General features: G+C 59.2%; 11 protein-coding genes and 3 pseudogenes. 6 read left to right on the top strand and 8 right to left on the bottom strand.

What is annotated here, in order from left to right:
• Both AC0L2C_RS10235 and AC0L2C_RS10230 read right to left on the bottom strand, forming a co-directional pair.
• The coding region (locus AC0L2C_RS10235) for a hypothetical protein (protein ID WP_287326609.1) at window positions 1–203 on the bottom strand (203 nt) is incomplete at its 3' end.
• Window positions 204–1,103: 900 nt separating this feature from the next.
• Window positions 1,104–1,943, bottom strand: a pseudogene (locus AC0L2C_RS10230) (ATP-dependent DNA ligase).
• Window positions 1,944–2,114: 171 nt separating this feature from the next.
• On the opposite strand from AC0L2C_RS10230, the gene AC0L2C_RS10225 reads away from it, so the two are divergent.
• Genes AC0L2C_RS10225 through AC0L2C_RS10215 form a run of 3 tightly spaced genes read left to right on the top strand, consistent with a single transcriptional unit; the run spans window position 2,115 to window position 2,742 of the window.
• Window positions 2,115–2,306, top strand: coding sequence for a DUF3606 domain-containing protein (locus AC0L2C_RS10225; RefSeq protein ID WP_128244402.1), 192 nt, complete (start codon window positions 2,115–2,117; stop codon window positions 2,304–2,306).
• Complete coding sequence (locus AC0L2C_RS10220) at window positions 2,303–2,488, top strand: hypothetical protein (RefSeq protein ID WP_128244403.1); 186 nt, start codon at window positions 2,303–2,305, stop codon at window positions 2,486–2,488. The genes AC0L2C_RS10225 and AC0L2C_RS10220 overlap by 4 nt, the downstream gene beginning before the upstream one ends.
• Before the next feature lie 29 nt (window positions 2,489–2,517).
• The gene (locus AC0L2C_RS10215; protein WP_128188045.1) at window positions 2,518–2,742 is read left to right on the top strand and encodes a hypothetical protein; all 225 of its coding nucleotides are present in this window, start codon (window positions 2,518–2,520) and stop codon (window positions 2,740–2,742) included.
• Between the two features lie 106 nt (window positions 2,743–2,848).
• Here the strand turns inward: AC0L2C_RS10215 and AC0L2C_RS10210 are convergent, their stop codons facing one another.
• Complete coding sequence (locus AC0L2C_RS10210) at window positions 2,849–3,154, bottom strand: hypothetical protein (RefSeq protein ID WP_473523288.1); 306 nt, start codon at window positions 3,152–3,154, stop codon at window positions 2,849–2,851.
• A gap of 1,516 nt (window positions 3,155–4,670) precedes the next feature.
• Here AC0L2C_RS10210 and AC0L2C_RS10205 point away from each other — a divergent pair.
• From AC0L2C_RS10205 to AC0L2C_RS10195, 3 genes are all read left to right on the top strand, one after another.
• Window positions 4,671–4,964: a hypothetical protein gene (locus tag AC0L2C_RS10205; protein WP_128244406.1), complete on the top strand. Its 294-nt coding sequence runs from the start codon at window positions 4,671–4,673 to the stop codon at window positions 4,962–4,964.
• Window positions 4,965–5,349: 385 nt separating this feature from the next.
• Window positions 5,350–6,696, top strand: a complete 1,347-nt coding sequence (locus tag AC0L2C_RS10200) for a c-type cytochrome (RefSeq protein WP_128244407.1) — start codon at window positions 5,350–5,352, stop codon at window positions 6,694–6,696.
• Between the two features lie 53 nt (window positions 6,697–6,749).
• Window positions 6,750–6,983: a twin-arginine translocation signal domain-containing protein gene (locus AC0L2C_RS10195; protein ID WP_353685274.1), complete on the top strand. Its 234-nt coding sequence runs from the start codon at window positions 6,750–6,752 to the stop codon at window positions 6,981–6,983.
• A gap of 183 nt (window positions 6,984–7,166) precedes the next feature.
• Here the strand turns inward: AC0L2C_RS10195 and AC0L2C_RS10190 are convergent, their stop codons facing one another.
• The 5 genes and pseudogenes from AC0L2C_RS10190 to AC0L2C_RS10170 all read right to left on the bottom strand — a co-directional run.
• On the bottom strand, window positions 7,167–7,733 hold the full coding sequence (locus tag AC0L2C_RS10190; protein WP_287239213.1) for an NnrU family protein: 567 nt from the start codon (window positions 7,731–7,733) through the stop codon (window positions 7,167–7,169).
• A gap of 655 nt (window positions 7,734–8,388) precedes the next feature.
• Window positions 8,389–8,549 (bottom strand): annotated as a pseudogene (locus AC0L2C_RS10185) (YciI family protein); the annotation flags it as partial.
• A gap of 11 nt (window positions 8,550–8,560) precedes the next feature.
• On the bottom strand, window positions 8,561–8,935 hold the full coding sequence (locus tag AC0L2C_RS10180; protein ID WP_023799003.1) for a PRC-barrel domain-containing protein: 375 nt from the start codon (window positions 8,933–8,935) through the stop codon (window positions 8,561–8,563).
• A 474-nt stretch (window positions 8,936–9,409) separates the two neighbouring features.
• Entirely contained in the window at window positions 9,410–9,586 is a 177-nt protein-coding gene (locus tag AC0L2C_RS10175) for a hypothetical protein (RefSeq protein WP_023799002.1), read from the bottom strand.
• Window positions 9,587–10,144: 558 nt separating this feature from the next.
• Window positions 10,145–10,736: pseudogene (locus AC0L2C_RS10170) on the bottom strand (divalent metal cation transporter); the annotation flags it as partial.
• Window positions 10,737–10,818: the final 82 nt, after the last annotated feature.

The following is a 10,818-nucleotide window of genomic DNA, read 5'->3' as shown; positions in this document are numbered from 1 at the left end:
GACCAGTCGCACGCATTGCTGTACCGGCGGACGTAGAGGGCATAGGTGTTCGGGCCGGTGGTCAGCACCGCCGAGCCTTGGCTCTGGATTAGCGCCTGCGTCTGTTGGCAGGTCATGGCGCGGGTGTCCGGCCTGGCCTGGGCGAGGATTGTGAAGGCAAGCGTGACCGCTGCCGAGGTCAACGCAATCCGGCGAATGGACATGACGAGACTCCATGTTGAGCCATTTGGTTGACAAACTCGCATGTCGCAGGGCAGCTGTGCAATGGCGGCCTCCAAATCGGAATTCCGGACTGGAGCAAACTGCCCGCCCCGTGCGCACTGACGGCGTGCCGCGGACCATCTGGCAGCATAACCATGACCTTCGCCGGCTACCGACTAAAAGTGACTATCTGGGATAGTTCGGCGATGTCGCCGTAGATCATCGAACCTTTGACGAGAAAACACTTATCACCGAGGACGTCGAAGAGTGAGCTTGACGCGGTGCAAACCGGCAGATTCTTCGAATTGGCGTACGTACCGAGCGTCGCGGTTTCGACCTTACGGTCCGCGGCTTCGGCATAGCTGACGCTGATCGCGAGGATAGCGAAAGCAAGGTGGCTCGGGGATAAGTAAGCTCGCGACATGCATCAAAATAGCACCGGCCCTTGATGGGCTTCGTCCATCGATTGGATGAAGCGGTCCATTATATTAGCCATCACTTGACTAAGGTGCCGGCCACCCTCAGCCCCTTCGTTCGAAAGTTGGCTTCCAATCGCAATTGGGTGCCCGCTGCTGGCCTTCGTAGTCAGGAATGCATGTGAAGAACACCTGCCGGCGGTCACGGCCGGCAGCCTTGCAATTTGAGCAGACAAAGAGCCCGACCAGGTCGTCATGCATCGAGCCGTGGGCGCGGCCAAGCCTGTCAATCAGCGCCTGGATGTCGAGCTTCGTTGATCTGCAGCACATCGGGTGTCCGCAATTGACATAGATGCTTTCGCGGGCGGCCAGAGTGTCGGCGAGGTCTTTTGAGGCATGGCGATTCTCCGTTGAAGGGCTCGCCGCAACGGGAGGAATATAATCCTGAGATTAGCGCCGGCAAGCTCGCCCGACGGCTTTCAACCGCTAGCTTTCATCCCAAAAATCCTGCAGCGAGGCGTGGCGCAAGTCTTCCTCGCCGCGTAGGTGCTTGACGCGGGCCTTGATGCCCGGCTTGACCCATTGCGTTGCCGGTCGCTTTGGCATGTCCTTGGGCGGTGGCCCGGCATGTTTCTGCACTCGGTTCCAAAGCCGCTCCCGCATCTCGCGGTTGACGCTCACGAACGCACTGCCAACATATTTCCGGGTGCCTGGCTCAGCCATCAGAGCAAACGCCGGCTTGCCCCTCTCGCGTTCGACGCCAAGAGCTCGAACTCACTTTCGGTGAGGGACTTTGTTTTCAGCCAATTGGTGGTCGGGCCGCTGCGATATTTGCTGTCCCGACGCTTCGATACCATGCCTTCCAGGCCGGCCGCGTCGATCAGATGATAGATCGCATTAGCCTCGCCCGGCATCGTCTCACTGAACTGGATGCGGCTATCAGACCCTATAAGGCCGGCCAGGATTTCCCGCCGATCCTCCAGTGCCATGTCGCGCAAGTCGTGGCCGTTGAGATGCAGCAGATCGAACGCGACGAAATAGAGGTCGTGCTGGCGCCTGGTGATTGCCTTGCGCAGCGCGGCAAAATCCGAAAGGCCAGCCTCATTCAAGACGACGACTTCGCCGTCGATGATGGCGTTCTGTACGTTGAGACCTTTGGCTGCCTCGACCAGATCGCGGTATTTGGAGGTCCAGTCGAGACCGCGGCGGGTGAAGATACGCGCACCGCCGGGCGTCGATGATGATCTGGGAGCGGTAGCCGTCGAATTTGGCTTCATGCATCCAGTCATCGCCTTGGGGCGGCTTGGCGACCAAGGTAGGCATCATCGGCGGAATGAATTCAAGCCGGCCGACGCCGGGTACAATTTTACGCACCAGTTCGATTCTAGGCGGCAGGCTTACATTAGCCAGAGTGAACGGAACGTGATTCCCAGGGCTGCAGCAACAAAATCCCGTTTTCGACGTTGCCACCGATCCGAAGCTCATCAGGAGAATGACATGGCCGACGATAAGAGCAAGCGAGACTTTCGCGATCGCAATCGCGTGTCCGCCGACGAAGATTACGAATTGGAATATTTCGCTCGCGAGAATGACGTGACGATCGAGCAGGTCCGCGAACTCATCGAAGCCAACGGCAACGATCGTGAAGCCCTGATAGAAGCCGCGAGGGTATTGCGGGAGCGGAAATGAGATATCGGACCAACAACGAAGGCACAGGATATCGAGGCAAGGACCACGACCAGCCAATCAAGCCCGAGGCGGAGCATTTCGAGCATTGCCCCGTTTGTGGACAGGACTTCGACAAGCGCGATCTTGGCCAGGTGCTTCATCATGCCGAGCCGGAGCACCAGCCGCTTCCGGTAGAACAGTAGACCCTCCTATTTGGTCAGGGAGAGGGCATATGGGTCTAGTTTTTACTGGCGAAGAGGGAATCACTGAGCGGTTCGAGTTGTTGCTTGAAGCCTTTGATGGAACAGAGCGTGTCCTTGTCGTGACATCGACCGAAGCGATCGAAGACTTCGGCTTGGATGCCGTCCGTGAAATGGCATCTAAAAAATACGATGCAGGGCAGTTGGACGAGATGGGCCGCGTTAGAGTTCTGACTAGCGACCTGCAAGGTAGGTAGCCCGCCACCGTGAGGCAGCGTGGCTTGTTCCATGGCGAGGTTGACCGTGAAGGAAATCAGCTCTCCCAGGGCGCTGCCGCCTGTGAGTTAAATGAGAGAAGGAAACTCAAGCACGCCATAGAAAGTACCAACGAGCGATGGCGTACCCTACCAAGCCCAACATTGAGAGCACATACAGAACCAGGAAAAACGGAACCACGGACGGTTGGCTGTCGAGGGCGGCGTCAGCTTCTTCCCATTCCTCAACCAGATTGCGATCCCGCCCGGCCTCCGTGACCGCCAAACCGTCCGGCCCAATTTTACCGTCGATCTCTATTGAAATTCTTTTCTTGATATCGGCTAGGATCACTGGATCCTCGGGCAGGTTGCCCCGAAACCCCTCAGGAAGATTGTCGCCATCGTTCTTGTCCATGGCGCCAACAATGTTCTCTGCCTCACTTATGTTCCAAGTTTCTAATGTAAAATTTGACCAAGAGCCGGTCCAACGGCGCCGGGAAGGAACAACACAACCAACCCTCAACCAGCCACCCAGACAAGCAGTGCGACGCCGATGGCGTAGGGAATCAGAACAACCGCCAACGCCACCCAAAAGCTGGATCTGCCAAAGCGGCCATTTCGCTGAGAAGTTGCTTCATGCCGGCGAAACGCGCACCCGCGCCCGGTGTTCCGCCAAGAAAGCCCGCGTCCTGAGGGAGAGGACGCGGGCCGATCGGAGGACCCCCGATCGCAGCATTGGTCTCGTAGCAATGCTGCGGATATCTAACCCGCGGGCCCAAGGTTGCGTTCCATAAGGAAATCCGCGGGGTGCAGCTAGGCCTTCTTGTCCTTTCGGTTCCTCTTCGGTTTCGCTGCCGATTCAGCAGGAAGTGTGGTTTCGGCCTTTAGTCGTTGCTCCCGCAGCCGAGCCGTCTTTGCATCTCGTGCCAGGCGCTCAACCTTTATCAACGCCCGAGCAGCGTCTGACGTGCGCTCCTGTCTGTCGTGTTTTATGGGCGAAGGTTTGCCTTTCCCTGATTGTTGGCACCGATCTGACGCGGTGCAGCGTTGCCCCACCGAACCGCTGTAGCGAGATCGTGTTCCTTTAAGAGAACAAAAAAGCCCGCCGCACCATTCGGCACGGCGGGCGAGAGTCCTAGTCGTTCACCAGGCACGAGGGGTGGGCGGGGGTGGTGTGCCCAGTGCGCGGAAATCCTACGCGCGCCGGCTGCGTCGCGTCTAGCAACCGGCGGTTGGCACCTCGCGGCACCGCGGGCTTACGGTGGCGCTTTGCCCTTAGGGAGAGTAAGGTTTCCCGGTCGCCCAAACCTTCCGGCAATTGAGCGCTTGAGAGCGAGCAACGTGCTTTCGCCTGACCAGGGAGAAGCACGATGCACCAGCTCTATTCCAACCTCGTCACTCACTATGAGAGGGCGGTGTCGTTCCAAGACAGAGCTGTAGAGCATGAGCGCCGGTGCGGACATATCCTCCCGGAAAGCGAAACCCTGCTAGAAGTTCTGATCGAGAATTTGGCCGAAGCCCGTCGCGCCCTCGGTCGGGAGACCCACAGTCATCACTAGCTCACCGCCAAGCAGCTGTCTGGAAGCCGTCGGCTCGCTTCATTGGGATTAGTTCCGATATTAACGGATCGTTGACCGCGGCGCCGCCGAGGTTTCGGGACTCTACGATAACCTCAAGCTGCTGCGGTTCGCGGTTCATGCTACTGCCTCCCGATGCTTTTCGTTGCAAGCCGCAGATCACGATTACCCTGCTCGAAGTGCATCCCAAGTACCTTCCCAAGCGATTGATGATCCACAAGCCGATTAAGGTCGACGGCAAGATCCTTTGGCACACGGAAAGATTCCGGGGATGAGCACCATCACTGGAACGTTCCTTTTGTCCGCAGGTTGGTTTGTGAGCGCGTTCGTGCGCTTAACAGAGGAGAAAGAAATATGAAACGGATACTTCTGGCAGCGGCCGCGTTGGCGCTTTCCGCCGGGCTTTCCTTTGCCCAGACGACGAGCGGAACTTCGGGCGGAACTTCTACGACAACGACAACGACCACGACCACGCCCAGCACTGATCAGGGAACTGACACAACCACCACCAGCGGCACGAACCCGGCCAAGGATTGCGCACCTGGCCAGCAGACCGGCAGCGCGCAGGAGGCCGCCCCTGGTCAGCAGGACACGGACGCCAAGACCGCCGCCCCCGGCCAAATGAAGAAAACCACCGACGATTGCTGATTGGGCAACACCAAGGGGGAAGGCCGGCGCCGCTTAGGGGAGTTGGGATAGATAGCCTGTATTGGCGCCGGCCGGGCGGATGGGGTTCGCCGCGGTGAATAGTATCGAGCTTGGCGAACCCGCTAATTACGCGAGAGCGGTAGACTGAAGCCCTACGCGCTCCCGTCTGTTTCGCTCTCTTCATCGATTTCGCGCACGGGCAGATAGGCGGCCCGATAGTCCCCGCACCATGTTGTCGGCATCGCTCACGATGCGGCAGGGGTGACGGAATTTTTTGGTCCCGTGCAGCGTTTATTATCGTTCGGCTGCATTCCGTTTCGCGGAACCAGAACCCGCGAACCCGAGATGTCCGCCGAGTGGCAATCTTCTTCGGGAGGAACGTGACATGCAAAAGCGTCTCCACGGTGTATTTTTCGCTGTTTTCCTATCATCAACGCTGATCCCCGCCGTCGCTCAAATGAGCGCAAAAGGACCGATAAGCGGGAAGGATTTTGACGACGCGGCCGCCGAGCAGGCCAAGCGATATCTGGAAGAAGGCCGCGAGACATTCCGCTTCGACACGTTCGGCAGCGAGGATTTTTGGGGCGGCAAGCTTAAGCTGCATGAAGCGATTGCCGGCGAGAAGCTGGGCGGCACAGGGCCCGGCCTGAGCCCGCAGAAAGCCCTCGAACTCGGGCTCAAGGTCGATGTGAATGCCATTCCCAAGGACGTGGCCGAGGCGCTCAACAAAGGCGAGGTCGATCTCGCGGACCCGGCCAGCACGCTCGTCCTACTCAGGGCCAACGCCGTTGTCGGTGTGACCGGCTTTTTTGCCGAGGATGGAAAGACGCTGACCTCGGTCGGCATCCAGTGCGCCGTGTGCCATTCGACGGTCGACGATACCTACGCCCCTGGCATCGGGCACAGGCTCGATGGCTGGCCCAACCGCGACCTCAACATAGGGGCGATCGTTGCCCTCGCACCTGATCTCACGGCGTTCACCGAGATGCTGCAGATATCCGAAGCGGAGGTGAAGAAGGCGGTTGAGGCGTGGGGTCCCGGGAAGTTCGATGCCGAACTGAACCTCGACGGCAAAGCATTCCGGCCGGACGGCAAGACGGCCGCCACGCTCAATCCGGCGGCGTTCGGATTGGCCGGTGTAAACAACCACACCTGGACCGGAGCTTGGGGCACGGTTAGCTACTGGAACGCTTATGTCGGCAATCTCGAGATGCACGGCAAGGGTGTGTTTTACGATCCACGCCTTGATGACGCCGAGAAGTATCCGGTCGCAGCACGAACGAAGCAGGGCCACAAGCAGGACAAGGAAGATCGGATCACCGCCAAGCTTCCGGCGCTTCACTTCTATCAGCTCTCGCTGCCAACCCCGAAACCGCCGGAGGGCGCCTTCAACAGCGCCGCCGCGGAGAAGGGAGAGGCTCTCTTCAACGACAAGGCCAAATGCGGCACTTGCCACGTCCCGCCGCTCTTCACCGAACCCGGCTGGAACCTGCATACCGCCGATGAGATCGGTATCGACGATTTCCAGGCGATGCGATCTCCGGACGAGCGCTACAGGACGGCGTCCTTGCGGGCCTTGTGGGACGTGGAAAAGATCCACAAGGGCGGATTTTACCACGACGGCCGGTTCGCCACGCTCAACGATGTTGTCGAACACTATGACGGCCATCTGGGCCTTGATCTGACCGATCAGGAAAAGCGTGATCTGATCGAGTACCTCAAATCGATCTGACCCGGCACTTGACGGCACCGGCGCTTCTTTGGGTTGCTAAGGGAGGAAAGATCATGAAAGACGATCGTGGTGAGGCAAACGGCGGGTCGGCACACGGTGCGCCAAGCCAAACGCTGTCTCGCCGGAAATTTCTGAAGGTGTCGATGACCGGCGCGGCGATTGCCGGTGCAGGTGGGCTTGCTTCCTGCATGACGGGCCAGCCTACGGCGCGAGGCGCGGGAACAACGCCAAAGCCTGTGGCGCTTTATCAGGATTCTCCAAACAAGGGTCGCGTCCACTGGCCATAGCAAGGCGCGATCCGAGCCGAATTACTGCAACGTTGCCGGCTGGAGCCGTCTATGGATCAAAATTCTGATGTGCCGACCTTATGCCAAGCATTGGTTCACTGTGGCGTCTGCGAGGCGCTCGATCCGCGGCAACTGGTGGGATTCGCCAGGACATCCTCGAAGGCGCGCCGTCGCTGCGGACGTTCAAGCGAAGGGCGAGACTCCGAACAGCCAGCCGTGCAGCCAGAGCCCGAACAATGCGAAAGCCACCAAGCCGATGCCCACAGCAATCAGGTCGCTACGCGGTCGCACGACCGCGGGTGCCGGATCGCCGCGTGGAATGACAGCAATGAGTTCGACAATCGCGTAAACCAGAAACGCTCCGAAGACTAGGAGCGAGGCAAGGTCGCCATTGGCCAGGAGGTGGCCGATGGCCCAAAGGATGATGCCCACCAGCATCGGGTGCTTCAGCCGATGCTTGATTGAACCCGTGGGCAAGTAAGCGGCTGCCAGAAAGACGAATGCGGCGAGCACCAACACCGACGCGACATGGCGGCCCCAAGAGGGCGGCTCGTAGATCTCAGGCGCATTGGGCCGATAAAGACTCCAGCCCCAGACGATCAGCACGAAGCCGATGATCGATACGAGCGAATAAAGTCCCTTCCAGCGCCGCTCGTTTGTGGCGATTTGCTCATCACGAAAGCTGCCGGCGGCGATCCGAACAGAATGGATTCCGAAGAAGATCACGAGGCCGAAAACCAGTACTAGCATAACACCTCCGAGGTTCGGCGCGTCGGCGGGAAGGAAGGCTTGCTCACGCTCTCGCTCGAGTTGCCGGCTGCATATGCGCAAAACGGATCCTTCGAACCAGATGGTCAGAGTAATATATCAGGGACCCGCAATCTTGGAATGGGCAAAGCTGCCGATTGGCACGGCACAGCGGCATCGCCTGCGCGCAGGTTCTTCGCGTTCAGCACGGAACCGCCCCGGTGAATGCCTGTGGCGACGTTCCGTTCACATAAATTGCATGAGGGCAACGGGCGGGCGGCGCTGTAGCGCTCGATATGCCCGTCCTCGTCGTCACGGCATCCAAGGCTGAGCGGTATGCTGCTTCGACCTAATTGCCGGCCCTCCGCACATGGTACATGAAGGTCCGGAAATGGTCGAACACGACCTTGGGTTTGACCAGCCTATAGATCCATTTCTGGCGCTAGTTGCCCATTCCGGTGGCCAGCTCGAACGGTAAAACCTGACCCTGACCGGACCTTCCGGGACCGATTTGACTTTCAGAAACCGGACATTCGGGCCCAACCAGCGCGCATGACCCGAATCGGCCATTCCGGCCGCCTATTGGCGTCACGGAAGCGGACGTTTGCGGCTGGTGGAAGTAGCCGGGGCATTTCGAAGCTAAAAAACCGGCGGTCTCGCGCACCTCGATCGCCCCCATCCGAGCGAGCGAGTCCCGCTCCGCGATCTCCGTCGCCTCCGCAAGGTTCTTCGCTCGATGAGCAGGAAGCCACCCAGATACTCCTTGGTCTCTGCGAAGGGCCCGTCGGTCCAACTCGCCTTGCCGGCACGAACGCGCAATAGAGGCTTCGCTACACCCAATACGGTCGGACGCCGTAGTAGTCGTAAACGCGGCGGCCACTCTCGGCATTCCAGTCGAAATCCTGGTCGCGAGCATAGCGCGGAGCGCCTTCAACTTGCTCCTTCGTGATGTCAATGCGGAAGCCTGCAAGGCTCTCGTCATAGTCGAGCTTCTGCCACGGCAGCGGATAGTAGTCGTCGCCAATTCCAAGAAAACCACCAAAGCTGAGAACGGCATAGGATACCCTGCCGCCCCTCTTCTCGAGGATCAGCCTTTCGACTTGCCCGATGTGATTTCCCTGGATGTCATAGACGTTGGTGCCGACGACCATGTCGCTGGCGATAAGATCGTGGGTCTCACGAATGTCGGGGTCCTGGTTTGTCATGATTTGCTCCTTCCCGTCGGTATGGAGCAAAAACGGGCCCGTGCCCTCGAAGTTCCAAGGATTGTGCGGACCAGCCGTCAGCAATCTTCTGGCTTGAGCGAGCGAACCATCCGGGTGACGACCGGATCGTAGGCAACTTTTTGCTCCATGCTGTAGTCCATCAGAAACATGGCGGCGCGATCGCCGCAACCGTTATTGTGCAGAATCGGCCGTTCACGTCCCAACCGGCAGAGTTGTTTAGCGCTCTAAGTCCGACCTTAATGCATATCCAAGGCTTGGTGCGGGAAACCGGCATCGCCGCCGAACAAGGTCGCGAGTTCCGTGAACTTGGCAAGCGGCAAATGACCGACGAGCCTGAAGTCACTGATGCGGGTGAGAACAGGCTGTGTAGGTGCTGCGGTCGGTGACCGTCAACGATCCCATGTAAGGGTCTAGGCAGCAGGGCCGCGATACGGTTGCGGCCCTGACGTCTGATCAACCCTTGAGACGATCCTTGATCTTGTCCTCGGTCTTCCCAAGGCCCTTCTTGGTGCTTTCGTCAAGCTTGCCGGCAGTTCCGCCGGCACTCATTTTCTTGTCACCAGCCGGTTTGCCAGGCTTTGCCTTCACTTCGCCGCTTTTCGCAGAGCGCTTCACTTCATCCTTGTTCATGGTTTCTCTCCCATAGCTGGGAAACCAACATGCGCTCTCACTGAAAGTTCCAGTAGCCAAGGAAAATAAGCATGGCCGGCTCCGAAATGAAATCGATCGCACATCTCACGCGTGAACGAAGGAAAATGGGTGCGTCGATGAACGCGTTCGACGGAATGCCAAGATGGCCGGATAGTCGAAAATGCGATCAATTGGGAGCAACTCCGCCATGCCGCCAAGCTCAGGCCCCGGTCCAGGTGGGCAAGATGGACGCGGTGATGTCCAACCCGGTTTCCGCAGCGTGGGATCGACCCGCGTAATCGGCATTTGAATTCCACAGCCGGTAGACGCCTTCCCATCGGCTCGCTGCGCAATCGGCTGCATCTTTGCCCCGCAGGCCTCCCTCACGCCTGACGGCGTAGTCGAGCGGTTGGATCGGGCATCATGCCGGAATGGCTAACGCTGACCAACGAAACGGCTCGCCCGATCGCCAAATACTGTGAAGGACATGCAGGCAGGCCGCGAAGATTGACCGAATTTGATTTGCCAGGGAATCGGGCCCCTCCTACGCCCGGCACGTCAGGCGAAGGCGGCCACCCCCATCGTTACAACAGCCACAGCCATCACGACGGTGGTCAGCCATCCAAGCGATTTGAGCACCCCGGTGACGACGAACTGCCCGAGCACATCCCGGCGTGTGGCGAAATACATCATGATCCCCATGACCGGAACGGCGATGATGCCGTTGATCACCGCCGTCCAGACAAGCGCCTTTATCGGATTTATCGGCGTGAAGTTGAGCACCGCCCCGATCACGGTCGCGAGCATGATTGTTCCGTTGAAGGCTTTTGCTTTCAGGGGCTTTCGCGTCAGCCCGGTGGGCCAGCGTAGCGCTTCGCCGATCGCGTAAGCTGTGCCGAGCCGGCCAGAACAGGCACTGCAAGGAGGCCCGTGCCGACGATGCCCAGGGCGAAGAGCGTCGAAGCAAGGGGCCGGCAAGAGGGCGCAGCGCTTCCGCCGCCTGTGCCGAGGTCTCTATCTCGGTGATGCCGCCCGGGTGCAGCGTGGACGCCGCGGTCAGAATAATCGCCAAGCCGACGATGTTCGAGGCTGCCATCCCGGCCATCGTGTCGAAGCTTATACGTTCAAGAGCAGCCGGGCCTTGGGCGGGCTAATAATCGGGATGCTAGCATCATGAACCTTTATCCTGTGTTCTCCTATCCGGATGACAACCAGTGTCCGCAAAAGGGGGT

It is taken from the genome of Mesorhizobium sp. WSM4845 (assembly GCF_055811455.1).
This window is presented reverse-complemented; position numbering and strand designations above follow the sequence as displayed.

Coding starts and splice junctions, on each gene's coding strand:
- AC0L2C_RS10180 (WP_023799003.1), bottom strand. CDS start 8,935: ATGACAAACCAGGACCCCGACATTCGTGAGACCCACGATCTTATCGCC.
- AC0L2C_RS10220 (WP_128244403.1), top strand. CDS start 2,303: ATGAGATATCGGACCAACAACGAAGGCACAGGATATCGAGGCAAGGAC.
- AC0L2C_RS10215 (WP_128188045.1), top strand. CDS start 2,518: ATGGGTCTAGTTTTTACTGGCGAAGAGGGAATCACTGAGCGGTTCGAG.
- AC0L2C_RS10205 (WP_128244406.1), top strand. CDS start 4,671: ATGAAACGGATACTTCTGGCAGCGGCCGCGTTGGCGCTTTCCGCCGGG.
- AC0L2C_RS10200 (WP_128244407.1), top strand. CDS start 5,350: ATGCAAAAGCGTCTCCACGGTGTATTTTTCGCTGTTTTCCTATCATCA.
- AC0L2C_RS10210 (WP_473523288.1), bottom strand. CDS start 3,154: ATGGACAAGAACGATGGCGACAATCTTCCTGAGGGGTTTCGGGGCAAC.
- AC0L2C_RS10190 (WP_287239213.1), bottom strand. CDS start 7,733: ATGCTAGTACTGGTTTTCGGCCTCGTGATCTTCTTCGGAATCCATTCT.
- AC0L2C_RS10195 (WP_353685274.1), top strand. CDS start 6,750: ATGAAAGACGATCGTGGTGAGGCAAACGGCGGGTCGGCACACGGTGCG.
- AC0L2C_RS10175 (WP_023799002.1), bottom strand. CDS start 9,586: ATGAACAAGGATGAAGTGAAGCGCTCTGCGAAAAGCGGCGAAGTGAAG.
- AC0L2C_RS10225 (WP_128244402.1), top strand. CDS start 2,115: ATGGCCGACGATAAGAGCAAGCGAGACTTTCGCGATCGCAATCGCGTG.